At 61.6% G+C, this 25,872-nt stretch carries 22 protein-coding genes and 4 pseudogenes; 10 read left to right on the top strand and 16 right to left on the bottom strand.

Features of this window, described 5'->3' with window-relative positions; genetic code table 11:
• Positions 1–2: 2 nt before the first annotated feature.
• Entirely contained in the window at positions 3–1,289 is a 1,287-nt protein-coding gene (locus KDW96_RS06025) for an HlyC/CorC family transporter (protein WP_255839535.1), read from the top strand.
• Here the strand turns inward: KDW96_RS06025 and KDW96_RS06030 are convergent.
• The 5 genes from KDW96_RS06030 to KDW96_RS06050 form a co-directional block, all read right to left on the bottom strand.
• Positions 1,258–2,001, bottom strand: coding sequence for an SGNH/GDSL hydrolase family protein (locus tag KDW96_RS06030; RefSeq protein WP_255839536.1), 744 nt, complete (start codon positions 1,999–2,001; stop codon positions 1,258–1,260). The genes KDW96_RS06025 and KDW96_RS06030 overlap by 32 nt on opposite strands.
• On the bottom strand, positions 1,998–3,179 hold the full coding sequence (gene purT / locus KDW96_RS06035) for a formate-dependent phosphoribosylglycinamide formyltransferase (RefSeq protein WP_255839537.1): 1,182 nt from the start codon (positions 3,177–3,179) through the stop codon (positions 1,998–2,000). The genes KDW96_RS06030 and purT overlap by 4 nt, the downstream gene beginning before the upstream one ends.
• A 65-nt stretch (positions 3,180–3,244) precedes the next feature.
• Positions 3,245–3,433, bottom strand: coding sequence for a DUF1289 domain-containing protein (locus tag KDW96_RS06040; RefSeq protein WP_255839538.1), 189 nt, complete (start codon positions 3,431–3,433; stop codon positions 3,245–3,247).
• A complete protein-coding gene (locus KDW96_RS06045) occupies positions 3,433–3,957 on the bottom strand; it encodes a gamma carbonic anhydrase family protein (protein ID WP_255839539.1) in 525 nt (174 codons plus the stop codon). The genes KDW96_RS06040 and KDW96_RS06045 overlap by 1 nt, the downstream gene beginning before the upstream one ends.
• 22 nt (positions 3,958–3,979) lie before the next feature.
• A complete protein-coding gene (locus tag KDW96_RS06050) occupies positions 3,980–4,582 on the bottom strand; it encodes a CoA pyrophosphatase (RefSeq protein WP_255839540.1) in 603 nt (200 codons plus the stop codon).
• Between the two features lie 147 nt (positions 4,583–4,729).
• On the opposite strand from KDW96_RS06050, the gene KDW96_RS06055 reads away from it, so the two are divergent.
• Together KDW96_RS06055 and KDW96_RS06060 are read left to right on the top strand one after the other, a co-directional pair.
• The gene (locus tag KDW96_RS06055; protein WP_255839541.1) at positions 4,730–5,287 is read left to right on the top strand and encodes an NUDIX hydrolase; all 558 of its coding nucleotides are present in this window, start codon (positions 4,730–4,732) and stop codon (positions 5,285–5,287) included.
• Between the two features lie 15 nt (positions 5,288–5,302).
• The gene (locus KDW96_RS06060; RefSeq protein ID WP_255839542.1) at positions 5,303–5,806 is read left to right on the top strand and encodes a L,D-transpeptidase family protein; all 504 of its coding nucleotides are present in this window, start codon (positions 5,303–5,305) and stop codon (positions 5,804–5,806) included.
• Between the two features lie 65 nt (positions 5,807–5,871).
• On the opposite strand, the gene KDW96_RS06065 is transcribed toward KDW96_RS06060, so the two are convergent.
• Complete coding sequence (locus tag KDW96_RS06065; protein ID WP_255839544.1) at positions 5,872–6,189, bottom strand: YqfO family protein; 318 nt, start codon at positions 6,187–6,189, stop codon at positions 5,872–5,874.
• A 335-nt stretch (positions 6,190–6,524) separates the two neighbouring features.
• Positions 6,525–10,421, bottom strand: coding sequence for a phosphoribosylformylglycinamidine synthase (purL, locus tag KDW96_RS06070; protein WP_255839545.1), 3,897 nt, complete (start codon positions 10,419–10,421; stop codon positions 6,525–6,527).
• A 165-nt stretch (positions 10,422–10,586) separates the two neighbouring features.
• Between purL and mltF the strand changes: the two genes are divergently transcribed.
• Positions 10,587–12,047 carry a membrane-bound lytic murein transglycosylase MltF gene (gene mltF / locus KDW96_RS06075; RefSeq protein WP_255839546.1) on the top strand — a complete coding sequence of 487 codons (1,461 nt, stop codon included), beginning with the start codon at positions 10,587–10,589 and terminating at the stop codon, positions 12,045–12,047.
• Between the two features lie 3 nt (positions 12,048–12,050).
• Here the strand turns inward: mltF and tadA are convergent, their stop codons facing one another.
• Both tadA and KDW96_RS06085 read right to left on the bottom strand, forming a co-directional pair.
• Positions 12,051–12,533 carry a tRNA adenosine(34) deaminase TadA gene (gene tadA, locus KDW96_RS06080; protein WP_255839547.1) on the bottom strand — a complete coding sequence of 161 codons (483 nt, stop codon included), beginning with the start codon at positions 12,531–12,533 and terminating at the stop codon, positions 12,051–12,053.
• Entirely contained in the window at positions 12,533–13,900 is a 1,368-nt protein-coding gene (locus KDW96_RS06085; RefSeq protein ID WP_255839549.1) for a multicopper oxidase family protein, read from the bottom strand. The genes tadA and KDW96_RS06085 overlap by 1 nt, the downstream gene beginning before the upstream one ends.
• A gap of 620 nt (positions 13,901–14,520) precedes the next feature.
• Here KDW96_RS06085 and KDW96_RS06090 point away from each other — a divergent pair.
• From KDW96_RS06090 to KDW96_RS06120, 6 genes and pseudogenes are all read left to right on the top strand, one after another.
• Positions 14,521–14,736 (top strand): annotated as a pseudogene (locus KDW96_RS06090) (LasR-specific antiactivator QslA); the annotation flags it as partial.
• Positions 14,737–15,289: 553 nt separating this feature from the next.
• Positions 15,290–15,562 (top strand): HU family DNA-binding protein, encoded by a 273-nt coding sequence (locus KDW96_RS06095; protein WP_255839552.1) that lies wholly within the window; start codon positions 15,290–15,292, stop codon positions 15,560–15,562.
• Between the two features lie 80 nt (positions 15,563–15,642).
• A pseudogene (locus KDW96_RS06100) lies at positions 15,643–15,843 on the top strand (IS21 family transposase); the annotation flags it as partial.
• A gap of 17 nt (positions 15,844–15,860) precedes the next feature.
• A pseudogene (locus KDW96_RS06105) lies at positions 15,861–16,442 on the top strand (ATP-binding protein); the annotation flags it as partial.
• Positions 16,443–16,525: 83 nt separating this feature from the next.
• Positions 16,526–17,323, top strand: a complete 798-nt coding sequence (tnpC, locus tag KDW96_RS06115; RefSeq protein WP_370295436.1) for an IS66 family transposase — start codon at positions 16,526–16,528, stop codon at positions 17,321–17,323.
• 35 nt (positions 17,324–17,358) lie between these two features.
• Positions 17,359–17,544, top strand: a pseudogene (locus tag KDW96_RS06120) (ATP-binding protein); the annotation flags it as partial.
• A gap of 229 nt (positions 17,545–17,773) precedes the next feature.
• Here KDW96_RS06120 and KDW96_RS06125 read toward each other — a convergent pair.
• From KDW96_RS06125 to KDW96_RS06155, 7 genes are all read right to left on the bottom strand, one after another.
• A complete protein-coding gene (locus KDW96_RS06125; RefSeq protein ID WP_255839553.1) occupies positions 17,774–19,108 on the bottom strand; it encodes an OprD family porin in 1,335 nt (444 codons plus the stop codon).
• A 250-nt stretch (positions 19,109–19,358) separates the two neighbouring features.
• Positions 19,359–20,009: a TetR/AcrR family transcriptional regulator gene (locus tag KDW96_RS06130; protein ID WP_255839554.1), complete on the bottom strand. Its 651-nt coding sequence runs from the start codon at positions 20,007–20,009 to the stop codon at positions 19,359–19,361.
• A gap of 111 nt (positions 20,010–20,120) precedes the next feature.
• Entirely contained in the window at positions 20,121–21,431 is a 1,311-nt protein-coding gene (locus KDW96_RS06135) for a TRAP transporter large permease (RefSeq protein ID WP_255839555.1), read from the bottom strand.
• Between the two features lie 11 nt (positions 21,432–21,442).
• Entirely contained in the window at positions 21,443–21,949 is a 507-nt protein-coding gene (locus KDW96_RS06140) for a TRAP transporter small permease (RefSeq protein WP_255839556.1), read from the bottom strand.
• A gap of 61 nt (positions 21,950–22,010) precedes the next feature.
• Complete coding sequence (gene dctP / locus KDW96_RS06145; protein WP_255839557.1) at positions 22,011–23,015, bottom strand: TRAP transporter substrate-binding protein DctP; 1,005 nt, start codon at positions 23,013–23,015, stop codon at positions 22,011–22,013.
• A gap of 100 nt (positions 23,016–23,115) precedes the next feature.
• Positions 23,116–24,615 (bottom strand): class I adenylate-forming enzyme family protein, encoded by a 1,500-nt coding sequence (locus KDW96_RS06150; protein ID WP_255839558.1) that lies wholly within the window; start codon positions 24,613–24,615, stop codon positions 23,116–23,118.
• Between the two features lie 13 nt (positions 24,616–24,628).
• Positions 24,629–25,807, bottom strand: a complete 1,179-nt coding sequence (locus tag KDW96_RS06155) for an acyl-CoA dehydrogenase family protein (RefSeq protein WP_255839559.1) — start codon at positions 25,805–25,807, stop codon at positions 24,629–24,631.
• Between the last annotated feature and the right edge of the window lie 65 nt (positions 25,808–25,872).

Genomic DNA, 25,872 nt, shown 5'->3' on the forward strand with positions numbered 1-25,872 from the left:
CCGTGGAAAACGCACACCCCGGTTTCTTGATTGGCCTGCTGGTCTTCCTGCTGGCATGCTCGGCCTTCTTCTCCAGCTCGGAGACCGGCATCCTCAGCCTCAACCGCTACCGCCTGCGCCACCTGGCCAAGGAGGGGCATCGCGGCGCCAAGCGGGTCAGCGACCTGCTCAGCCGCCCGGACCGCCTGCTCGGCACCATCCTGATCGGCAACAACTTCGTCAACATCCTCGCCTCGGCGATCGCCACCGTGCTGGCCATCCAGCTATGGGGCGAGGCCGGTATCGCCATCGCCACCATCGGCCTGACCGTGGCGCTGCTGATCTTCGGCGAAATCACCCCGAAGACCCTGGCCGCCCTGCACCCGGAACGGGTCGCCTACCCGTTCAGCCTGCCGCTGCTGGTGCTGCTCAAGCTGTTCTATCCGCTGGTGGTGCTGCTCAGCTGGATCAGCAATGGCCTGCTCAGACTGCTCGGCGTCGACCCTTCGAGCAAGAACAACGACAGCCTGACCACCGAAGAGCTGCGCAGTGTGGTGCGCGAATCCGGGCACGAGCTGCCGAAGAACCGCCAGAGCATGCTGCTGGGCATCCTCGACCTAGAGAAGGTCACGGTGGACGACATCATGATTCCGCGCAACGAGGTCACCGGGATCAATCTGGACGACGACATCGAAACCATCATCGACCAGTTGCGCACCACCCCGCATACCCGCCTGCCGGTGTTCCGCCAGGACATCAACCAGATCGAGGGCGTTGTGCACATGCGCCAGATCGCCCGCCTGCTCAGCCATGACCAGCTGACCAAGGACGCCCTGCTCAGCGCCTGCAACGAGCCCTACTTCGTCCCGGAAAACACGCCGCTGTCGACGCAGCTGATCAACTTCCAGAAACACAAGCGGCGCATCGGCATCGTGGTCGACGAATACGGCGACGTGATCGGCATCGTCACCCTGGAGGACATCCTCGAAGAGATAGTCGGCGACTTCAACAACCAGGACAACCTGCGCAGCCCGGACATCCACCCCCAGGAGGACGGCACCCAGGTGATCGACGGCGCCGCCTATATCCGCGAGGTGAACAAGGCGCTCGGCTGGCACCTGCCCTGCGACGGCCCGAAGACCCTCAACGGCCTGATCACCGAGGCGCTGGAAAGCATCCCGGACAGCACGGTGTGCCTGAAAATAGGTCCCTACCGCCTGGAAATCCTGCAGTCCTCGGACAACCGCGTGAAGAGCGTGCGCGCCTGGCAGGCCAGCACTACCCCGCAGCCGGAATCGCTGGAAGAGTAAGGCGCTCGGCCACCCCCTGGGCCCACACCCGATAGCCCAACCCGGACGGATGGTAGCCATCCAGCGCCAGGTACCGGCTTGAGAACGGCAGGCTCACGGCGCAGTAGTCCGCCGCCGTCTGCCCGGCCAGCCGACGCAGGCGCGCATCCAGCAGCGCCGCCCGCGCGCCAAGCAGGGTACGCAGCAGCCAGGGCAAGGCGTGAAAGTGCTGCAGCGGCGGCACCGCACTGAAGGCGACGCGCGCCCCGCGCGCTTTGAGCGCCTCGGTCATCAGCCCGAGCGCCAACTGCCAGCGCCGCAGCGAGGTGAGTCCGGTACTGTCGTTCACCCCGAACACCAGCAACGCCAGCTCCGGTGAATCGTCCAGCGCCCGGGGCAACAGGCGCTCACAGGCCTGGGCCGCAGTGATCCCATTCTCGCCGCAGGCCCGCCAGGCCACGGGCCGACCGAATCGTTCGCTGAGCGCCTGAGCCAGGCAGCCCGCCAGGGCGTGCTGCAGGCAGCTGACACCCACCCCGGCCACCGTCGACTCGCCCAGTACCAGCAGCCGAAACGGCTCGCCTGACAGTTGCGCCCCGGCCAGGCCCTGGGCGGGGCCCGCCGCCGGCGCCAGGCGCAGGGCATGACGACGGGTGTGCAGGGCCAGCGGCAGGATCAGCGGCAGCGCCGGCAGCAACAGCAGCCACCAGCGCAGCTCGCGCCAGGCACTCACAACTGGGGGCTGACGGCCCGGGCCGCGCGGGTGGCCTTGTCGCGGGCCGCCTGCAGCGACTCGTCACGGGCCAGGGCCACGCCCATGCGTCGCTGCCCACTGACCTGCGGCTTGCCGAACAGGCGCAACGCGGTGTCCGGCTCGGCCAGGGCCGCGCCGAGATTTCCGAAGCTGACCTGCTGCGACTCCCCCTCCACCAGCACCACCGCCGATGCCGACGGCCCGAGCTGGCGAATTGCCGGAATCGGCAGACCGAGAATGGCCCGCGCATGCAGGGCGAACTCGGAGAGGTCCTGGGAGATCAGGGTGACCAGACCGGTGTCGTGGGGCCGCGGGGAGATCTCGCAGAACCACACCTGGTCGCCCTTGACGAACAGCTCGACGCCGAACAGGCCGCGGCCACCCAGCGCCGCGGTGACCGCCAGGGCGATGCGTTCCGCTTCGGCCCGAGCCTTGGCGCTCATCGGCTGTGGCTGCCAGGACTCCTGGTAGTCGCCCTTGACCTGACGATGACCAACCGGCGCGCAGAAGGTGGTACCGGCGCTGTGGCGCACGGTGAGCAGGGCGATCTCGTAGTCGAAGTCGACGAACCCCTCGACTATCACCCGCCCCTTGCCGGCACGTCCGCCGGCCTGGGCATAGTCCCAGGCCGACTGCAGATCATCGGGACTCCGGAGCAGCGACTGGCCCTTACCCGAGGAACTCATGATCGGCTTGATCAGACAGGGAAAGCCCAATGCCTGCACTGCTGTGCGACATTCCTCGAACGAGTCGGCGAAGCGGTAGGGCGAGGTTGGCAACCCCAGCTCCTCGGCCGCCAGCCGGCGAATGCCCTCACGGTTCATGGTCAACTGCGCGGCACGCGCGCTGGGAATCACCGTATAGCCTTCGTTTTCCAGTTCGACCAGGGTCGCCGTGGCGATCGCCTCGATCTCCGGGACGATGTAATGCGGGCGCTCCAGCTCGATCACCGCACGCAGCGCCGCGCCATCGAGCATGTCCAGCACGTGACTGCGGTGCGCCACCTGCATCGCCGGCGCATCGGCGTAGCGATCCACGGCGATCACCTCGACGCCCAGGCGCTGCAACTCGATCACCACTTCCTTGCCCAATTCGCCAGCGCCACAGAGCAGCACGCGGGTTGCACTGGGCGACAGCGGGGTTCCGATACGGGGCATAACTCATCCTCGAGAGGTTTCGAATACAAGAGGGGGAAAAAACGTGAAACGGGGGCGGGGCAGCCCTACAGCAGCATGCCCTTGGCCGCGGCACGCTCATGACAGCGCTGCAGCACCTGACGCCGCTCGCCGTCGTCCATGCGGCTCCAGTGGGTGATTTCGGCGACATTGCGCTGACAGCCGATGCAGATGTCCTCGTCGTCCAGCGCGCAGATCTGCACGCAGGGCGAGGCCACCGGACGATCTACGTGCATCAGTCGTCCTGCTCGGCCAGTTCGCGGGCATAGCGCTGGGCGTTGTGCACGTAGTGGGCGGCACTGGCCTCGAGCATCTTTTTCTGTTCCTCGCTCAGCGTGCGGATCACCTTGCCCGGCGAGCCGACCACCAGGGAGCCATCGGGGATTTCCTTGCCTTCGGCGATCAGGGTATTGGCGCCGATGATGCAGTACTTGCCGATCTTGGCGCCGTTGAGCACCACGGCATTGATGCCGATCAGGCTGTAGTCGCCCACCGAGCAGCCATGCAGCATGGCCTTGTGGCCGATGGTGACGCCCTTGCCAATGGACAGCGGAAAGCCCATGTCGGTGTGCATCACGGTGCCGTCCTGCACGTTACTCTGCGCGCCGATGAGGATCAGCTCGTTGTCGCCACGCAGCACGGCATTGAACCAGACGCTGGCCTGCGCCTCGAGCCTGACCTTGCCTACCAGCGTGGCGTTCGGCGCCACCCAGCTGTCCGGATGGGCCTCGACCTGCGCGTGTCCCAGGCGGTATTTCATGAACGGCTCCTCGTCTTGCGATTCAATGGAGCGCGATGAAATGCGCAGGGGGCTGGTGCAGGGCGATCTCGGTGTCGTACAGCAGGTTGACCAGCTCGACCAGCATGATCGCCGTCAGCCCCCAGATCTTGTATTCGCCATATTGGTAGCTGGGCACGTACCAGCTCTGCCCTAGGTAGTCGATGCGATGGGTAACGTCCCGCGGATCGTCGCGAAAGAACGCCAGCGGCACCGAAAATACCGAGGCGATCTCGCCATCGTTGGCCTCGTAGTCGACGTAGTCCGGGACCAGGCCGACATAGGGCGTGACGTGGATGCCATGGCGCGACACCACCGAACTGAGCGGGCCGATCACCTCGACCAGCCCCGGCGGCAGGCCGATCTCCTCCTCCGCCTCACGCAGCGCGGTATGGATCAGGTCACGGTCCTCAGGGTCGCGGCGGCCGCCGGGAAAGGCCACCTCGCCGCCATGGGTGGATAGACCGCTGGCGCGCAGGGTCAGTATCACTTCCGGTTCGTCGCTGCGGGTGATCGGCACCAGCACCGCCGCTTCAGGGAAGTCGCACTCGGTCTCCAGAAGGCGCGGCCTGTGACCTCGCACGCGGTGGAGCAGCTCGTCCAGCATGGGCATTCTCGGGCATTATTTCTGCCCCGGATAATCGCACGAAAGCCAGCCGGCACCCAAGCCCCGCCGGCCGCCCACGCCGCCGACAGCGCTTGCCGCCAAGCCGGCTGGCGCGCCAAGATAGGCCATGAGCCCGGAGGATTCGGCATGAAGTTCTGTTGTCAGTGCGGCAACCCGGTCAGCCAGCGGATTCCCGCTGGCGACAACCGCCTGCGCTATGTCTGCGAGCATTGCCACACCATTCATTATCAGAACCCGCGCATCGTCGCCGGCTGTCTGCCGGTCTGGGGTGAACAGGTGCTGCTGTGCCGGCGCGCCATCGAACCGCGGCGCGGCTACTGGACCCTGCCGGCCGGCTTCATGGAAAACGGCGAAACCCTGGAGCAGGCGGCTGCCCGGGAAACCCAGGAGGAAGCCTGCGCCCGGGTGCGCGACCTGTCCCTCTACACCCTGTTCGACCTGCCGCACATCAATCAGGTCTACCTGTTCTTCCGCGCCGAACTGGTCGACCTGGATTTCGCGGTGGGCGAGGAGAGCCTCGAGGTTCAGCTATTTCACGAGCGCGACATCCCTTGGTCAGAGCTGGCTTTCCCGACTGTCGGCCGTACCTTAGAATGCTTCTTCGCCGACCGCCGGGAGCATGTCTATCCGGTACGCAACGAGCCCCTGGAGGCCTTGCGCGCGCTCCACAAGAAACCACTTTGATCCCTGGATACCCCCATGCGTCGGTTGCTCGCCCTGCTCTGCCTGTCCCTCAGCCTTGCCGCCCAGGCCAGCACCACCAACAGCCTCGACGGCCCAAGCGTGGACAAGGTGCTGGTGGTCAAATCCGAGCGCAAGCTGCAGTTGATCAGCCGCGGCCAGACCCTCAAGTCCTACCGCATCTCCCTCGGCAAGCAGCCCAACGGCGCCAAGCAGCGCGAGGGCGATCTGCGCACCCCCGAGGGGCTCTACTGGATCGACTGGCGCAAGACCAGCGAGAAGTACCAGCTGTCCTTGCACATCTCCTACCCCAACGCCCGCGACATCGCCAAGGCCCGCGACCAAGGGGTACCGGCCGGGGGGATGATCATGATCCACGGCACGCCGCTGGACGAGGAGTACCCGGAGTGGTTCTTCCATACCCTGGACTGGACCGAGGGCTGCATCGCCATGAAGAACAGCGACATGCGCGAGGTGTGGACGCTGGTCAAGGACGGCACCCTGATCGAAATCCGCCCATGATCATCCGCTCCGAGCGGACGGCATAAAAAAGGCGCCCTTTCGGCGCCTTTTTTCATTTGATCGTCCTAGAACTGCAGATCGGAAAGACGCCACACCTCGAACGCCGGGGTCTCGTAGGGGTGACTGCCCTTCAACGCCTTGACGGTTTCATGGATCAGCTCGTCGGCCACCACCAGCTCGACCTTCCACTCAGCCAACTGCTCCAGGGTGCCGGTCTGCCCGAGATACGGCTGACTGCCCTGCAGCGGACGGAACTGCCCTTGCCCGAGGACCTGCCAGCAGCAGCTGTCGTATTGGCCGATACGCCCGCCCCCGGCGGCGAAGACGGCCCGCTTCACCTCTTCCAGGTGGCTTTCCGGTACGTAGAAACACAACTTGTACATCAGGGTCTCCGCAGCTGGAACTCAGATCAGCACACCACAGCAGGGTGGCACTTTGCCTGGAAAGCGATCCACGGCACTCGTCACAGGATGAAGTTTTTGACCAACAGCGCGCGGCGACGTTCAGCCGCGCGCAACGAGGACAGGGGATAGTCTAGCGCGAGGTCTGCGGAATCGGATTCAGCTCATGAAGGGGTGACGACGGCGCCTAACCCTCACCGTGATCCATGGCCGGCAGCGACGGCCGCGGAAGCGATTGCATCGACGAGGACGCGACGCCGGGCTTGCCCCGGCGTGCTCAGGCGAGCGATGGCGCGGACAAGTCCGCGCCTCGGTACTCAGTCCACCCAGACCCGGGCGTTGCGGAACATGCGCAGCCAGCCGGCATCGTCCTGCCAGTCGTCCGGACACCAGGAGTTCTGCACGGCGCGGAATACCCGCTCCGGGTGCGGCATCATGATGGTGACACGGCCGTCGCGACTGGTCAGGCCGGTGATGCCGCGCGGCGAACCGTTGGGGTTGGCCGGGTAGGCTTCGGTGACCTTGCCGTGGTTGTCGACGAAGCGCATGGCCACGCAGCCGGACAGGTCGGCCTCGAGCAACGCCTCGTCACTGGCGAACTCGGCATGGCCCTCGCCATGGGCGATGGCGATCGGCATGCGCGAACCGGCCATGCCGCGCAGGAAGATCGACGCCGACTCCTGCACCTGGACCATGGCCACGCGGGCCTCGAACTGCTCGGAGCGGTTGCGCACAAAGTGCGGCCAGAATTCGCTGCCGGGGATCAGCTCATGCAGGTTGGAGAGCATCTGGCAACCGTTGCACACACCCAGACTGAAGCTGTCCTGGCGCTCGAAGAAGGCGCTGAACGCGTCGCGCGCGCGGCTGTTGAACAGGATCGACTTGGCCCAACCTTCGCCGGCGCCGAGCACGTCGCCGTAGGAGAAGCCGCCGCAGGCGACCAGGCCCTTGAAGGTCTCCAGGTCGACGCGACCGGCGAGGATATCGCTCATATGCACGTCGATCGCGTCGAAGCCGGCGCGATCGAAGGCCGCGGCCATCTCCACCTGACCGTTGACCCCCTGCTCGCGCAGCACGGCGATCTGCGGGCGCACGCCTTTCTTGATATAGGGCGCGGCGATGTCCTCGTTGACGTCATAACCCAGCTTGGCGCTGAGGCCCGGGTTGTCTTCCTCGAGCAGCGCATCGAACTCCTGATCGGCACACTGGGCATTGTCGCGCAGGCGCTGGATCTGGTAGCTGGTCTCGGACCACTGACGCTGCAGCAGACGACGCTCGCCGCCGAACACCGGCTGACCGTCGAAGCTGATGCTGACCTCGGCGTTGTTGAGCGGCTGGCCGATCACCGCCACGCAGTCGCCCAGGCCGGCCGCGCTGAACTGCGCCAGCACGTCCGGGGTGGCATCCTGGCGCACCTGGATGACCGCGCCGAGCTCCTCGTTGAACAGCACCGCGGCCAGCTCCTCGCGGCCATCGGCCAGCGCGTCGAGCTGCAGGTTGAGGCCACAGTGGCCGGCGAAGGCCATTTCCAGCGCGGTGACCAGCAGGCCGCCGTCGGAGCGATCGTGGTAGGCCAGCAGGTGACCATCGGCGTTGAGGCCCTGGATCACCGCGAAGAACGCCTTGAGGTCTTCGGCGTCGTCGACGTCCGGGGCCTGGCGGCCGATCTGCCCGTGCACCTGGGCGAGGATCGAGGCGCCCATGCGGTTCTGCCCGCGACCCAGATCGACCAGGATCAGGTCGGTCTCGCCCTTGTCCATGCGCAGCTGCGGGGTCAGGGTCTGGCGAATGTCGCTGACCGGGGCGAAGCCGGTGACGATCAGCGACATCGGCGCGGTGACGCTCTTGTCGGCGCCATCGTCCTGCCAGCGGGTCTTCATCGACATCGAGTCCTTGCCCACCGGGATGGTGATGCCCAGCTCCGGGCACAGCTCCATGCCGACGGCCTTGACCGTGTCGTACAGCCGCGCGTCTTCACCCGGGTGGCCGGCGGCGGCCATCCAGTTGGCCGACAGCTTGATGTCGGAAATCTTCTCGATGCGCGAGGCCGCCAGGTTGGTCAGGGTCTCGCCGATCGCCATGCGTCCGGAAGCCGGGGCATCCAGCAGGGCCAGCGGCGTACGCTCGCCCATGGCCATGGCTTCGCCGGTGTAGACATCGAAGCTGGTGGCGGTGACCGCGCAATCGGCCACCGGCACCTGCCAGGGGCCGACCATCTGGTCGCGGGCGACCAGGCCGGTGATGGTGCGGTCGCCGATGGTGATCAGGAAGCTCTTGCTGGCCACGGCCGGATGGCGCAGCACGCGGCTGACGGCATCCTCGAGGTCCAGGCTGCCGGCGTCGAAGTCGTCACCCAGTTCCGCCTCGCGACTGGCCGAGCGGTGCATGCGCGGCGCCTTGCCGAGCAGCACGTTGAGCGGCATGTCCACGGCGTTGTTGCCGAAATGGCTGTCGGCGACGGTCAGGTGCGGCTCCTCGGTGACCTCGCCGACCACCGCGAACGGGCAGCGCTCGCGCTCGCAGATCGCCTTGAAGCGCTCGAAGTCGGCGGCGTCGACAGCCAGCACGTACCGCTCCTGGGACTCGTTGCTCCAGATTTCGTGGGGCGCCATGCCCGGCTCGTCGTTGGGCACGTTGCGCAGCTCGAAGCGGCCGCCGCGGCCGCCGTCGTTGACCAGCTCGGGGAAGGCGTTGGACAGGCCGCCGGCGCCGACGTCATGGATGAAGGCGATCGGGTTCTTGTCGCCCAGCTGCCAGCAGCGGTCGATCACTTCCTGGCAACGGCGTTCCATTTCCGGGTTCTCGCGCTGCACCGAGGCGAAATCCAGGTCGGCCGAGCTGGCACCGGTGGCCATCGACGAGGCGGCGCCGCCACCCAGGCCGATCAGCATGGCCGGGCCACCGAGCACGATCAGCTTGGCGCCGACGGTGATCTCGCCCTTCTGCACATGCTCGCCACGGATGTTGCCCATGCCGCCGGCGAGCATGATCGGCTTGTGGTAGCCGCGCACTTCTTCGCCGCGCGGCGTCATGATCGCCTGCTCGAAGGTGCGGAAGTAGCCGGTAAGCGCCGGACGGCCGAATTCGTTGTTGAACGCGGCGCCGCCGAGCGGGCCTTCGATCATGATGTCCAGCGCCGTGACGATGCGCTCGGGCTTGCCGTAGGGCACTTCCCAGGGCTGTTCGAAACCGGGGATCTGCAGGTTGGACACGGTGAAACCGGTCAGGCCGGCCTTGGGCTTGGCACCGCGGCCGGTGGCGCCTTCGTCGCGGATCTCGCCACCGGAGCCGGTGGAGGCGCCCGGGAACGGCGCGATGGCGGTCGGGTGGTTGTGGGTTTCCACCTTCATCAGGATGTGCACCGGCTCTTGCACCGCACCGTACTGGCGGGTCTCGCCATTGGGGAAGAAGCGCCCGGCTTGGTGACCGACGATCACCGCGGCGTTGTCCTTGTAGGCCGACAACACCCCCTCGCTGTGCATCTGGTAGGTGTTCTTGATCATGCCGAACAGGGACTTTTCCTGGCTTTCGCCGTCGATGTCCCAGCTGGCGTTGAAGATCTTGTGGCGACAGTGCTCGGAGTTGGCCTGGGCGAACATCATCAGCTCGATGTCATGGGGGTTGCGCCCCAGGTCGCCAAAGCTCTTCACCAGGTAATCGATTTCGTCCTCGGCCAGGGCCAGGCCCAGCTCGACGTTGGCCTGCTCGAGCGCGGCGCGGCCACCGCCCAAGACGTCCACCGCAGTCAACGGCTTGGGCTCGGCATGGCTGAACAGCGCCGCGGCGCCTTCCAGGGAGTCCAGCACCAGCTGGGTCATGCGGTCGTGCAGCAGCGCGGCGACCTGCTCGGCCTCGACCGCGTTCAGCTCGCCGGACACGTAGTAGGCGATGCCGCGCTCGATGCGCTGGATCTTCGCCAGACCGCAATTGCGCGCGATGTCGCTGGCCTTGCTCGACCAGGGCGATATGGTGCCGAAGCGCGGAATGGTCAGGAACAGGCGGCCGCTGGGCTCCTGCACCGGCACACTCGGCCCGTACTTCAACAGACGGGCCAACACCCGCTCTTCGTCGTCGCCGAGCACACCGGAAACGTCGGCAAAATGCGCGAACTCGGCATACAGTCCGGTCACAGCAGGTATCTTGCCGGTCAGTTGCTCGAGCAATTTACCGTGGCGGAAAGCAGAAAGGGCGGGAGCGCCGCGCAGGATCAACATCGGGGACAGCCTCTGGGAAGGGGTGTACTTTGAGGCCGTGCATTCTAGCCTAAAGCGACGCGCGGCGGCACCCGTAGCGCAGCCCATACGGCGCGTTGAGCGCTAGCAGAGACGGCTGACGCTGTCGAGATATGGCGCATCGAGCGCTTTGCGTATACTGCGTTAATGTTTGCCCAATCCGCGTTCCGCTCCCGCTGCGCCCGCTGGCTGTCAGCGATCGGGATCCTCCTGCTGCTCGGTGGCTGTGTTGAAGAACCCAGCACCCTCGAGCGCGTCCAGGCGGACGGCGTGCTGCGCGTGATCACCCGCAACAGCCCCTCCACATACTTCCAGGACCGCAACGGCGAAACCGGCTTCGAATACGAGCTGCTCAAGCGATTCGCCAAAGACCTGGATGTCGAACTGCAGATCGAAACCGCCGACAACCTCGACCAGCTGTTCGCTCGCCTCGGCGAGGCCAAGGGCCCGGTGCTGGCCGCCGCCGGCCTGGTGGCAAGCGACGGGCGGCAGCAAATCGCCCGCTTTTCCAAGTCCTATCTGCAGGTGACCCCGCAGATCATCTACCGCAACGGCCAGCAACGCCCGACCCGTCCGCAGGACTTGCTCGGCAAACGCATCCTGGTGCTCAAGGGCAGCAGCCACGCCGAGCAGCTGGCGGCGCTCAAGGCCGAACAGCCGGAACTGAAGTACGAGGAGTCCGCCGAGGTGGAGGTGGTCGACCTGCTGCGCATGGTCGACGAGGGACAGATCGACCTGACCCTGGTCGATTCCAACGAGCTGGCGATGAACCAGGTGTATTTCCCCAACGTCCGGGTGGCCTTCGACTTCGGCGACTCGCAGAGCCTGGGCTGGGCCGTCGCCCCCGGCGAGGACAACAGCCTGCTGGAGGAGATCGACGCCTTCTTCGCCCGCGCCCAGGAGAACGGCAGCCTCAAGCGCCTGACCGAACGCTATTACGGCCATGTCGACGTGCTCGGCTACGTCGGCGCCTACACCTTCGCCAAGCACCTGCAGCAGCGCCTGCCACGCTACGAGAAACACTTCCGCCAGGCCGCCCGCGTCGAAGGCGTGGACTGGCGCCTGCTGGCTGCCATGGGTTACCAGGAATCGCTGTGGCAGCCCACCGCCACCTCCAAGACCGGTGTGCGCGGCCTGATGATGCTGACCCTGCGCACCGCCCAGGCCATGGGCGTGTCCAACCGCCTCGACCCCAAGCAGAGCATCGACGGCGGCGCCAAGTACATCGTCAAGGTGAAGAAACAATTGCCCGAGAGCATCGTCGAGCCGGATCGCACCTGGTTCGCCCTGGCCGCCTACAACGTCGGCGCCGGCCATCTGGAGGACGCGCGCAAGCTCACCGAAGGCGCCGGCCTGGACCCCAACAAGTGGCTGGATGTGCAGAAGATCCTGCCGCGCCTGGCGCAGAAGCAGTGGTACAGCAAGACCCGCTATGGCTACGCCCGCGGCGGTGAGCCGGTGCACTTCGTGCGCAACATCCGCCGCTACTACGACATTCTCACCTGGGTCACGCAGCCGCAGCTGGAAGGCACCCAGGTGGCCGAATCCGGCCTGCACGTGCCGGGGGTCAACAAGAATCCGCCGCGCGACCAACTGCCGCCGCTCTGACTCCTAGCGCGCTTCCCGGCGGGCCTTGAAGAAGGCGCTGAGCATGGCGCTGCACTCCTGAGCCAGCACCCCACCCTCGATCAGCACCCGATGATTGAGAAAGCCCTGACTGAAGAACTCGCCGCGACTCATCGCCACGCCGGCCTTGGGCTCGGTGGCGCCGTAAACGACCCGCTCGACCCGCGAATGGACGATCAGGCCGGCGCACATGCTGCACGGTTCCAGGGTCACGTAGAGGGTGCTGCCCGGTAGGCGGTAGTTGCCGAGCGCCTGCGCCGCGGCACGGATCGCCACCATCTCGGCATGGGCACTGGGGTCAGAGGTAGAGATCGGGCAGTTGAAGCCGCGGCCGATGACGGCGCCGTCCTGCACCAGCACGGCGCCGACCGGCACCTCGCCGCGCTCGGCGCCCTCGGCGGCCTGGGCCAGCGCCTCGCGCATGAAGCGCTGATCCTGGCTCCTGTCGATGATTTTCGGCTGACGCATCAGGCCACCTCAATCGCGGCCATCAGGCCGGTTTCCATATGATCGACGACATGGCAATGAAACATCCACACGCCTGGATTATCGGCGACCAGGGCAATGCGCGCGGTTTCGTTCTTGCCCAACAGGTAGGTATCGGTGAAGTACGGGGTGATCTTGCGCCGATCCGAGTCCAGCACCTTGAAGGTCATGCCGTGCAGGTGAATCGGGTGCAGGTACTGGGCCATGTTGCGCAGCACGAAGATGTAATGACCGCCCCGCTTCAGGCTGGCGATGGGCCGATCGGCGCAGGTCTTGTCGTTGACGTTCCAGGCCTGCCCGTTGATCTGCCAGTAGCGATAGCCGGCCTGCTCGACGTTCTGCGACAGCATCGCCGCCCACTCGAAATTGAAGCGCAGGGTCTCGGCCCGGGCCAGGTCCGGCTCGGCGACCGGATTGGCCGGCAAGGCCGGCGGCCAGTCCGCAACCGCCGCGCCACTGACCTGGCTCTTGAGGGTCGCCAGACGTAGCGGACCGTTGCGCAAGGCCAGCTCGACGCCCGCCGCGGGCACCTTGAGCGCCAGGTCCATACGCATGCCCGGCCCCAGCCAGTACTCTTCGCCCAGGGGCCGTGGCGCGACCGGATTGCCATCCAGGGCATAGATGCGCGCCTCGGCGCCCGGCAGATTGAGCCGATAGGTCACCGTGTTGTCGACATTGATCAGGCGCAGGCGCACCACCTGCCCGGCCGGCAAATCCAGGGTCGGCGCATGCGTGCCATTGACCGTGCTCAAGCGCCCGCGGGTGCCCTCGCGCGCCGCCTCACGGGGCACGCTGAAGGCACTGAAGGCGCCCTGCTCATCCACATGCCAGCTCTTCAAACAGAGCGTGCGCTCATGCACGAAGCCGCTCGGCTCGCACTCCTCGACGATCAGCGGGCCGACCAGGCCGCGGCCGAGCTGCTCGCTGCTGGCGGTATGGGGGTGGTACCAGAAGCTGCCAGCATCGGGAGTCTTGAACCGGTAGTCGAAGTACTCGCCCGGCAGCACCGGCAACTGCGAGACATAGGGCACCCCATCCATCTCCAGCGGCAGGCGGATGCCGTGCCAGTGAATGGTGGTCGGCACCTCGAGGCGGTTAATGAAACGCACCCGCAGCCACTCGCCCTGCCTGGCGCGTATCTCGGCGCCCGGCGCCTGGCCACCGAAAGCCCAGGCCGGGGTGAGATGGCCCGGCACCAGCTCAAGATCCAGCGGCGCGGCAATCAGCTGGTAATCGTACTCGGCGGCGACCAGCGGCCGCCCCAGCCAGTAACGCACGCCGCCGGCGCCGAGGCCGACCGCGCCGAGACCGGCCAGGCCGGCCAGCATCTGTCTGCGGGTAAAGGACATCTTCAGTTCCGTGACCCGAATGAAAGTCGGGAGAATTCCGTCCCGGACTGTAGCCGAGCGCTCAATTGCAACATCTTCTCATTTAAGCGCCACCACTGGCGAGCCCGAACGCCAGGCCGCGATGGACCCGCGGGCTACAGATGCGACAAGGGCAGCCTGGGCTGCCCTTGTCGTTCAGATCACTCCCACTCGATCATCAACAAGCCGCCCGAGCCCGCTTGGATAAAGGGGTTGGCTGAAATTGACATGGGTCCTACCGTCACTTCTACCGTCAATCGCACAGAGCTTTTGCTGACGCGGGAGATAGGTCGGCGGAGCGACGACTCGGACGAATCAATCAGTCCTCATATTATCCGTCCCTTGCCTGCGAGACGAGCCTGAATATGCGTTGCCTGAAACCGGCTGAGTCAACTGAGCCCGCACGTCCCACAGACCTAGAATCCCACCTACGCCATAGCTGGTTGCCATCCTGAAACCCTCGGGCTAGAGTGCGCCCGTCGTGGTCAATCCCACGGCAGGGCGTGAGAACCCAGATGTTGTCCAAGGCGCGGTAGCGCCATAGTGCGAAGCCAATGGTTATCCATTGTGCTGCTGCATATCTATGGCGGGCCGTGTGAGGGGAAGCGTTCAACCAGGGCGTGAAGCTAGCCCAGACCTGGCTCGACCACGCGCGCAGCCGCTGGCACTGGGCAGTCATGATCGCCGAGCGAGATCTGCTGCCCTACGCGATGGAGAGGCGCGCGTTCGAGGTTGGATTCCTAAGCCGCATTCATCAGCGGGTTTGCTCTCAAAAGCACAGCGTCCAGCCGGTTAGAACCATATCTCTGCAGCTTTAAAGCAAGTGGTCGAGCCGGCTTTTCCGGCTCGCGCTTACCGCCAAATGCCCAGAGCCAAATTCATAGCCTTCGGCTCACCGGGGATCGTTAACACACTTAACGCAATCAGGGCACCGATGGCCTACGCAGAGCCTATGCATGCGTCCGACGAAAACACCGTGCAATCCATACCAGCGGACGAGTCCATAACTCACTAATATATATAGCGTAATCAAGGGCGCTCGCTGCAACCGATGCCCAACAATGCCGGACGAGTTTCAACGCTTTCCCGCAAAACTCCCTTCACAACCGAGCTGTTGTCGAAGCCATCAACACCGTAGTACGCCTGCGTACAAGCAGCCAAACGAGCCAACTTCCAGATTAGCGGCCGTGGCGGGAGCCGTTTATCTATCCTGGGCGATGACGACCGAAACGAACTAACGAGGCGCGAGGGGATTAGCGGCTCATATCTCGGATTCGGCACAGGTACTAGGAATAGGACCTCGTGGTGTTTAGGCAGACTGCGCCCCTCAGTGGCTATAATCCCTTCCCTTGGCCCCTGTAGGAATACATCATGAACAAAGCTGAACTGGTTGAGGCCATCTCGCTCTCCGCCGACCTGCCGAAGTCCACAGCAACACGTGCACTAGACGCCATCACCGGCACCATCTCAGCAGCCTTAAAGAACGGCGAAGACGTCACGCTCGTGGGATTTGGCACCATCGCGGTGAAGACCCGTGCCGCGCGCGACGGACGCAATCCTCAGACAGGCGCGACCATCAAGATCGCGGCAGCTATGCAGCCCAGCTTTCGGGCCGGCAAGATGCTTAAAGACGCTGTCAACTGACGCCCGAGCATGACCTAAGCGCCTCTGTTCCTTGACCACTTCTAGCTGCCCGCCATAACCACCTTCATGCTGAGAGCCAAATAAAACGGTGGGGCAAGACCCGTGGCGAAGTGCGCTTGGAGTTGGCCTGCCGTCGCGCCCTCAGCCTCGGCGCGTGCAGCTACAAAAGCCTCGAATCGATCCTGCGCCAGGGCCTGGAAAACCTGCCCTTGGCTCAGGCCAACCTGCCTCTGCTGCCGGACGACCACGCCAACCTGCGCGGCCCCGGTTACTACCACTGACCCCAAGGAACCCCACCATGCTGCCTCACCCGACCCTGGACAAGCTCCAGCCCCTGCGCCTGCACGGCATGCTCAAGGCGCTCGCCGAACAACTGAAAATCCCCGACATCGACAGCCTGAGCTTCGATGAACGCCTCGGCCTGCTGCTCGACCGCGAGCTGGCCTAGCGTGACAACCAGCGCCTGGTGCGGCTGCGCAAGAAGGCCAAGCTCAAGTACGCCAACGCCTGCCTGGAAGATCTCGACCGCCGCTCCGGCCGCGGACTGGACGAGCGCCTGATCGCCAGCCTGGCCAACGGCGACTGGATACGCCAACAGCACAACCTGCTGCTGACCGGCCCGACCGGCGCCGGCAAGACCTGGCTGGCCTGCGCCCTGGGCAACCAGGCCTGCCGCCAGGGCTACAGCACCCTGTACCTGCACACCCCGCTCCTGCTGGAGCAACTGCGCATCGCCCACGGCGACGGCAGCTTCGGCCACACCCTGCAACAGCTGGCCAAGGTCGATGTACTGGTGCTCGATGACTGGGCGCTGACCCCGCTGGAGGAAGGGGCTCGTCACGACCTGCTGGAAGTGGTCGACGACCGCGCCGGAAGCCGCGTAAGCGCTCCACGAACCCCACCTGCCCATAGCCCGCCGATCATTGGATGCTGAGCTCCCGTTTTACTGGAGCTCACCCCATGATGCGTCCCGACGCCAAGGTGCAGAGGGTCTACCTCTATCCCAAGCCCGTCGACTTCCGCAAGTCCATCAACGGCCTGGCCGCCCTGGTCGAGCTGGATATCAAGGTCGAAGTGTTCAACCCGGTGCTGTTCGTGTTCCTCAATCGCACCCGTAGCCAGGTCAAGATCCTCTACTGGGAGCGCAATGGCTTTTGCCTGTGGCTCAAGCGCCTGGAAGCCGAACGCCTGGGTTGCTGGGCGCATGCGCGGCGCAAGTTCGTCGACGCGCAGAAGGTGCAACCGAAGGGAAAAACCGGCCGTGCCGACATGGCACTGAACCTGATCAACAAGCTCTACGGCATCGAGCGTGACCTGAAAGAGGCCACCGACAGCGAACGCCTGGCCGCCCGTCAGCAACGCAGCCAACCCCTGCTCGACCAGCTCAAGGCCTGGCTGGACAAAACCCAGCCGCAGATCGTCGGGCAGACGGCCCTGGGCAAGGCGGTGAACTACCTGGCCAGCAACTGGAGCAAACTGGTGCGCTACGTCGAAGGTGGGCATCTGCCGATCGACAACAACCGCGCAGAGAACGCCATCCGCCCGTTCGTCATCGGTCGCAAGAACTGGCTGTTCAGCGACACGCCCAAGGGCGCCACGGCCAGCGCACAGATCTACAGCCTGATCGAAACCGCCAAGGCCAATGACCAGGAGCCCTACGCCTGGCTGCGCTACATCCTCGAACGCCTGCCAACCGCCAGCAGCGTTGAAGACTACGAAGCACTGCTGCCGTGGAGTTGCCGGCTAGCTGCCCCATCCTGACAGGCTCGCCCCAACAGTAATAGGTGGGGTTTGTGGAGCGCTTACGAAGCCGCTCCACCATCCTGACCAGCCAGCTCCCCATCGAACACTGGCATGGCTGGATCAACGACCCGACCCTGGCCGACGCCGTCCTTGACCGTCTGGTGCACAGCGCCTATCGACTGACGATGAAGGGCGAGTCGCTGCGCCGGAAAAAAACCGAGGAGCAAACCGCATCGTGACCGATGCGATTACAATCCAGAACCCGCGCAACCGGGGTGGAAGCGCCGGTCACGTACCAGCGAAACGCTCGGTCACGTTCACCGAAATCCGCAATCAGCGATCTCACCTGGCACAGACTCAACGCACACCGATGTAAGAAATACAAGCAGCTATACAGAGCAGGTATTGCCCGAGACCCCCTGGGCGTACCTGCTGAGCAGAACGGCTAGCAGCCCTGCTACCCCCTCATCAGAACAGCGGCAATGAGTAGCTAATGATCAGGCGGTTCTCGTCCTGAGCACGCTGGACGTTGCCACGGTAGGTGATATTGCGCCAGCCGAAGCCGACGTTCTTCAACGCACCACTCTGCACTACATAGTCCACCAACAAGTCACGCTCCCACTCCTTGCCATGGCTACCTCCAGCCGTGTTGATTTGATCACCACTGAAGTAGGCAACGGTGCTAGTAAGGCCGGGGATACCGAGACCGGCGAAGTCATAGGTGTACATCGCGTATTGGGTACGCTCACCGGCACGGTTGAACTGCCCAACAAAGCGATCGGTGCCGATGTACATGGAGCCACCTACTGCGCCTTCCCCCAATCCGCCTTGGTTGGGCTGGATAAAGTTACTGCCGCCGGAAACCTGCTGATAACCCGCCACCAAAGTGTGAGCATTGTTGTTATAGGTCAGCGCAAGCGACCAAGTATCGTTATCGATTTCACCCGTGTTGCCTTCGGTGTAACCACCGGCGCTGTAGCCTTTGGCCCGGCCGCTGGCGGAGCTGTTCGCACCGTCGGAGCGGGTACGAAAATAGCGCAGGTCAGCCTTGAGGCTTTGCTTCTCACCCAGTTTCCACAGCGGCTGCAGGCCGATAAAGTTCTGTGTGTAATAGTCCTCAAGGTTTGAGTAGTAGTACTGCGCCGTCAGCAATTGGTTAACGGCGTAGTCGCCACCGGCAAAGAACAGGCCATCACTTTCGCGGTTACCAGCAGCCGGACCAACCACTGCCAGCCCCGTGCGGTTGCTCGATGCACGGCCCACGGCTTTGTCGATCCAGCCTGTGTGCAGGGTCAGACTGTCGATGTCACGGGAGGTGATGTGTAGACCTTCGAAAGTCTGTGGCAGCAAGCGCGCATCGGTAGCGACCAGAATGGGCAGGCGTGGCGTCAGAGTGCCGTAACGCAGCTCGGTTTGGGCGACGCGAGCTTTGGCAGTCAGGCCCAGACGGCTCCAGTTGCTAACGCCCTTTCCATCGCGGTCATCGGGAATCATCGAGCCGCCAGGGTGATGCCCCTTGCCGCCATCAAGTTTGATCCCTTGCAGGCCAAGGGCATCAACACCAAAACCAACTGGTCCTTCGGTGAATCCCGACTCGAAGCGCAGCATAAAGCCCTGCGCCCACTCTTCACTCCGCGACGAGGCACCCTTACCGCTTCTGAAGTCACTGTTGATATAGAAGTTGCGCAGGTTGAGGGTGGCATGGCTGTCCTCAATAAAGTCAGCCCAACTGCTGGAGCTGGCGAGGGTGCTGATGCAGACCAAGCCAATAGCGGAGGGTTTAACATAGGTATTTTTCGACATCGTTCGATCCTTATATTTGCTTTACTTACTTTCTGTTGCAGGCACAGCAATAAAAATCTGAGCATGAATAAAGAAATAAAAACTACGCAAACAAAACCCACAAGCCCTATATAAGAGGCCTGCCCAAATACGCTATACAAGATAATAGAAACGCACTCCGCGCGCTATCACGCAGACTACCTTAAATCACTTTAAAAACCACCTATCACTGCGTCGCAAATACATCTAACGCATCACAACGCCACCTAAACTATACTCTATCAACTGACTCAAACAGTGCGAAATACCAGATATCAGTAATAACTTTAGCAGCTGTCGTAACGTCCGTAATATCACTACACAGTTGCGCCTGAGAAAACCAGACAAACGCCGATTGCTCAGTTGTAGAAGCCAGCGCCTCAACCACCTTTGTAGCACTTACACCACGAATCTCGCTGATACCGTGATCACGGTAAAGTGCCGCCACGACTGGCTTTATATGGCGCTCACGCATATACCACCACATATCCCTATATCGGGTATCGACCATGGTGGCCTCAATGAAAGCACGCATCACCTCGCGATTTTCATAGTAATGCCTCATATACCCAAGATTGGATCTGTACAACGTTTCATAGGGTTCTTTTTTAAATGACCCTGTGTAGCCCGCACGAGTGACTGCGTATAATTCCTCATGAATATCTTCAACCACCGACAAAAAGAGATCGTCCTTTTGCTCGAAATAGCGGTACAGCGCACCAAGCGACAAGCCTGCCTCAGACGCCACGTCCGTCATCCTCATACCCACATATCCTGATGAAGAAAAGACCCGGCGTGCAGCGTCCAAAATATTCTTTCGGGTACGCTGACCCTTTGGGGTTAATGCCTGGGACGGCTTAACTTCACTCTGGTTAGATTCCATTATCTCTCCTCAACCCTATCCGCAGAAGGATACGTCGTTAAAGTTCCTGCCTATTTAATTCAGCCAAACAGACAGGAACGGTGCACCATTTAAAACCATAACCCAATCGAACTACATTTTACTGGGAAGCCAAGTCACAATTTGCGGCCAATAAACAATGGCCAGCAAAACCACTAACTGCACAAGAAAGTAAGGTATTGCCGCGCGGATAATTTCCCAGTAAGTGGTATCTTTCGGGGACACCCCCATCATTACAAACAGCAGCAGGCCCAAGGGAGGAGTAATCAACGACATTTCGAGGGTGATCAGCACCATCACTCCGAACCAGATCATGTCCAGTTTCAGGGCGGCAACCAGCGGCAGGAGTATCGGGAAGGTGATCATCATCATCGAGGTCTGATCAACAAACATGCCCAGAATCAACAGCACCAGCAGCATCATCAGGAGGACTTCGTAGGTTCCCAGGTCAAAGGACAGTGCAAACTTTACTGCCTCACTGCTGGCACCACTGAAGGACAGGAGTTGCGCGAACGCCGCGGAGCTGAGCAGGATAATCAGCAGCAGCGACGTGCTGCGCGATGATGCCACCAGGCTGGTGATCAGGGTTTTGAGGTCAACGCGGCCTTTGAACAGCGCCACCAAAAATACTGCTACCACACCGAATGCGGAGGATTCAGTCGGTGTAGCCACCCCCATGACCAACAGACCGATGACAGCGAAGACGATCACGCACATCGGCAGCAGCTCGCCCATAGCCTGCAGGAAGTTTTTGCGCCAGCTTTTTATTTCCACGTCATAGGCCGGTGCATGGTCCGGATTGATCACCACTTGCACACCAATCAGCAGCATGTAGGCAGCCGCAATGATCAGGCCCGGTACAATCCCACCCACCAGCAAGTTACCGATGTTCATGTTACCCAGCGTGGCCAGCAACACTGCAAGACTGGACGGCGGAATCAGCGCCGCGATGCAGCCGGCGCCCATGATCGGGCCATACACCATGTTCTGGTGATACTTTTTCTCGAACATGGTCGGTGCCAGTGTGGTGCCCATCATCGCCGTGTTGGCCATGCTGGAACCGGACAGTGTGGCGAAAATAGTGCCGCCGGACACCGCCACGAACGACAAGCGACCGGGTACACGGCCCATCAGTAGTTCAACGGCATCGAATACCCGAGTGGCCAGCCCTGTTCGGAAGAACAGCTCGCCCATCAGGATAAATAACGCCACTGGAATCAAGGTAAACGTCGAAATCGACTGGGTGGAGTTATAGATAACCTGCTGAATACCGACGTCGCCGCCCATCAGAGCAAAGGCTGCAACTAGGTTGACGGTAATAAAGGCAACGGCTACTGGCATACCCAAAGCTGCCAGCAGCATAGTGCCTAATATGAAGGCAGTAACAACGAAATACCATTCCATATCTCCACCTATTACTTGTTGTTAATTTCGAGACGAAAATAAACCAGCAGGAAACTCCTGACCGCTTGAAGCGACATCATGCCGAAGCAAAAAGTAATCGGTGCGGTCAGAACTGCGAACGGAACAGAAATGGCCCGCGCATCCAGATAGCCATTTTCAATAGCAATGGCGGTCACTTGGGCAGCATACACCGCCATGACTGCGCACGTGACCGTGGTGATAAAAAGGCCGACCAGCAACAGCACACGGCGGACCTTGACTGATACAGACTTGATCAGTGCATCGACCACAATATGCTGGCCGTCGCGCATGACTTGGGGCGCGGCAAACAAGGTGGCCAACATTAAAGCGTAAGCGGTTATCGGGTCCGGCCACAGCGGTGGCTGGTCCATAACAATGCGTGCAATGGCGGCGTAGAGTACGCCATACAGCAACAAAGCTATTAACGCAGCGGCGGTATACAGCGCCACTTTGTTAATCGCGTCCATCAATTTTTCAATGCGATACAGAAACGTCATTTTTCACCTATACAACTGTAAGTATTTATATTTTTGCGAGACGCTTTGGGCATGACTCTGATTAATCGTGGGTGTAGATTTTCATAACCCCGTCTAACTCGAAGTTGAAGGTACTTTTGTTTCTTTCGAGAAAGTCGCGATAGGAGCTTTTCGCGATGGCTGCGAAGTTGGCGCGTCCTTCGTCACTCAAGACCAGCTCTTCCATGCCGAGCTTTTGCAGTGACTTAGTCGCGTTCTTCTCACGTTCGCCATACAGCGCATACAGGTCGTTTTCAAATTTCAGCGATGCCTGAGTCAGAATTTCGCGGGCCTGTGGAGATAGCCGGTTAATGCTGTCGTTGTTGGCGAAAATCGCCACGCTGCCGGTGAACATACGCGGTTTGATCACATACTTGAGGTAAGTCGCCCAGCCGGCGCGCTCGACGTCAGTGATCGTGAAGCCCACGCCATCGACCATGCCACGCTCCAGCGCACTGTAGGTTTCGCCGTATGGGATCACCAAACTGGTGGCGCCGAGTTTTTCGTAAACCGGCATGTACAGCGGAATGGCGCGCAGGCTAAAACCACGCAAATCCGGAACACCATTGGCCAGGATCTTCGGTTTGCGTGTGGTGAAGATGTACAGGCCGTAATCGCCGTCGGCAAAGGCGATGAGCTGAGAGTTCAGGCGCTTGCCCAAAGACTCGTTGTAGAGCTCAACACCACCAGCTTCACGTACTTCTGTGGCGGTTTTGGTTTTGGCGGCAAAGACATCCGCCTCTGGGAAGCGTCCGGAGAGGTAAACCGAAGGCGTGTGGAGCATGTCCACGATGCCGTTGGACAGCATGGTGCCCTGCTCAGACGCTGGACCGGTTTCAGGTCCACCTTTGTGCTTAATCTGTACAACGCCCTTACCCATTTCATTGACTAGGGCGATGTAGTTAATAAAGTCCTTTCCCAAATCCGAGGAGCCAGGATAGGCCGACACCGCGGTGAGCACCTCGACCGGTTTGGTCTCAGCCAGGGAGTAGCTGTTACCAGCCATTACTACTATTGTCGTAATAAGCAATATTCCTAACTTCTTCATTTGCATTTCCTTTATTATCTTTGTTAATGCTTGACTTTGCTGCTGTTAGCCCACAAGCCACCCCCGATTCACCGGACTTAACTTGTGGGGCGAAACAGTGTTATGAGAGCGCGCTTTTGAGAACCTTCCCGGAACTGGCGATGGGCATTTCGGCGATGAAGTCGACGATTTTCGGAACTTTGTAAGCAGCCAGGTAGCTTGAGCAGAAGTTGATCAACTCCTCGGCAGTGACCTCAGGATCACGCTTAACCACCACCGCTTTAACGATTTCGCCATATTTCGGGTCGGCCTTACCGATCACTGCGGCGGATGCAACACCGCTGTGTTTCATAAGAATTTCTTCAACTTCAATCGGTGCGATTTTGGCCCCACCGGAAATAATCTGTTCGCGCTTACGGCCGACGATGAAGTAGCAGCCATGCTCATCGACAGTGACGATGTCACCGGTTTTGAACCAGCCGTTCTCAAGCGCTTCAGCCGTGCGCGCCGGATCTTTGAAGTATTCGCCATAGAAGCTTGGGCCTTTGACCAGCAACTCGCCCCGCTCACCCGGCGCAACATCGTTACCGGCGTCGTCAATCAAACGCACTTCAGTTGGTTCAATCAGATAGCCTGACGAGCCCTTGCTAGGTGCGCGCTCGCGACGCAAGTCAAACGAGAAGATCGGGCGGATTTCAGTCATGGCGTAGTAAGGGCTGACCTCAATACCCAGGTAGGCTTTGCAGTCGTCCTTAACCTGTTCGGTCAAGGCGGCACCCGAGCACATGGCCACACGCAGGAAAGACAGGTCGGGTTTGATCCCCTGCTCTTTGGCGTACTCCGCCAGAATGGCATACATGGTCGGCACACCCGGGAAGGTGGTCGGGCGGTACTGCTGCATAGCATTAAGTACCAACTCGGGCTTAAAACGCGGCAGGATAATCGTCGCTGCGCCATGCGACAGGGCTACGTACGAGGCGGCATGCAGGCCGTAGGAGAACGTCAGCGGCAGCGCCACCAGGACTTTGTCCGCCGCGCTCATGGTCCACATGTTGCCGTAGGCGGTGGCCGATTCCATCTCGTTGAGGTGCGACACTGGCACACCTTTAGGCGCGGCAGTGGTGCCAGAGGTGTAGCAGATAAGCACCAAGTCTTCCGGCTTTTGCCACATCTCGCTTTCTGCTAGCGGCTCAGCGACAGCGACTTTGACAGCGTATTGCTCAAGGCTCAGCAGCGCCGGTGCATTAACAATGCCGTCAATCCCTGCAAGGTATTTGTCGAGCAAATCTTCCATACAGATAACCAGCTTGGGCTCGCTGTGATCGATGATGTAGCGAATCTCACTGGCGGCGTAACCTGCGTTAACCGGGACAAAGGTCGCCCCGATAAATGCCACAGCCAGGTAGTTAACCAGTACATCAACACGGTTTGTAGAGATCATCGCCACACGATCACCGCTGCCGATATCCTGCTCTTGCAGCACACGGGCAGCCTTCAGTACCGAGGCCGACAAGGCGCTGTAGGACAGCACGATGTCATCATGAATCAAGGCCACGCTTTCGGGCGCATTGCGTCCGAAAGCGAAGACCGGTGCAACAATATTCTTGTATTTGCTTTTCATGATCGGTTCCCCGTTACACCAGACCGAGTAGAGTCGGGCCATCGCTCGCCAACATTCCGCGGGCAATGATGTTGCGTTGAATTTCGTTGGAACCTTCGGTGAGCATGTACAGCGGTGCCTCGCGGTAGAAACGCTCGGCTGGGAACTCCGCCACATAGCCATAACCGCCAAGTACGCGCATGGCTTCGCGGGTGATGTTGATACCTGCTTCGGTGGCGAACACTTTGGCCATCGAGGCCATCATGTCGGCGCGACCCAGTTTCTCTTTCTGACGTACGGCTTCACGGACCAGACAACGCGCAGCGGTCAGCTCAGTACCCATGTTGGCCAGGTGAATTTGAATAGCCTGATGCTTGCAAATCGGCACACCAAAAGCCTGACGCTCTTGCGAGTAACGAAGGGCAGTATCCAGTGCTGCGCGCGCCAGCCCCACCGCACTACCTGCCATGGCTATCCGCCCGACTTCAATCACCGACAGAAGTTGCGACAAGCCCTTCCCGATCACACCGCCAACTAGGGATTCTTTCGGAAGTTGCACGTTTTCGAAGCGTAACTCTGCGGTGTCAACATGATGGAAGGCCATCTTGTCGATCAGGCGGGTCAACTCGAAACCAGGCGTATCGCGCTCGAGTATGAACAGGCTTATATTGCTCTCGGTACTGGAGGCATTGCCTGCAGGAATGGTACGCGCAAGCACTAGATGCAGACCGGCCCGCATACCGTTAGTGATGAACACTTTGTCCCCGCTGAGGGTATAGCTACCATCGGCGTTTTCACGGGCTGTGGTACGGATGGATTTGAGGTCAGACCCTGCGCCCGGCTCAGTTAGGCTAATCGCTCCGCGGCCGCTGCCATCGGCCAGGCGCGGCAGGTAGTTGCTCTTTTGCGCGTCGGTACCGAACAAAGTGAGGATGCGCGCAACGGTGCAGTGGCTATTGAGGAAGCTAGGCAGGGACGACCAGCCAGCCGCCAGCTCTTCCATGATGGCCACGTACTCAGCCAGCGACAGGTTAATACCGCCAAACTCTTCCGGTACTGGCATGCCGAACAGGCCTAGCTCCGCCATCTTGTCGAGGATGTCCTGAGGGAATTCATCCCCGGCCTCGATCTCCGCCACGCGCGGGATAACCTCGCTCTGCAAGAAGCGCTTTACGCCAACAACTACTTCCATCTCATCTACATCGTGCGACATCTTCTTATCCTCTCTCTACGTACCGTATGGGCCACCTCGCATGCGCCAGGGACCAATCGCTAGGC

The organism is Pseudomonas benzenivorans, assembly GCF_024397895.1.
GTDB lineage: Bacteria > Pseudomonadota > Gammaproteobacteria > Pseudomonadales > Pseudomonadaceae > Aquipseudomonas > Aquipseudomonas benzenivorans_A.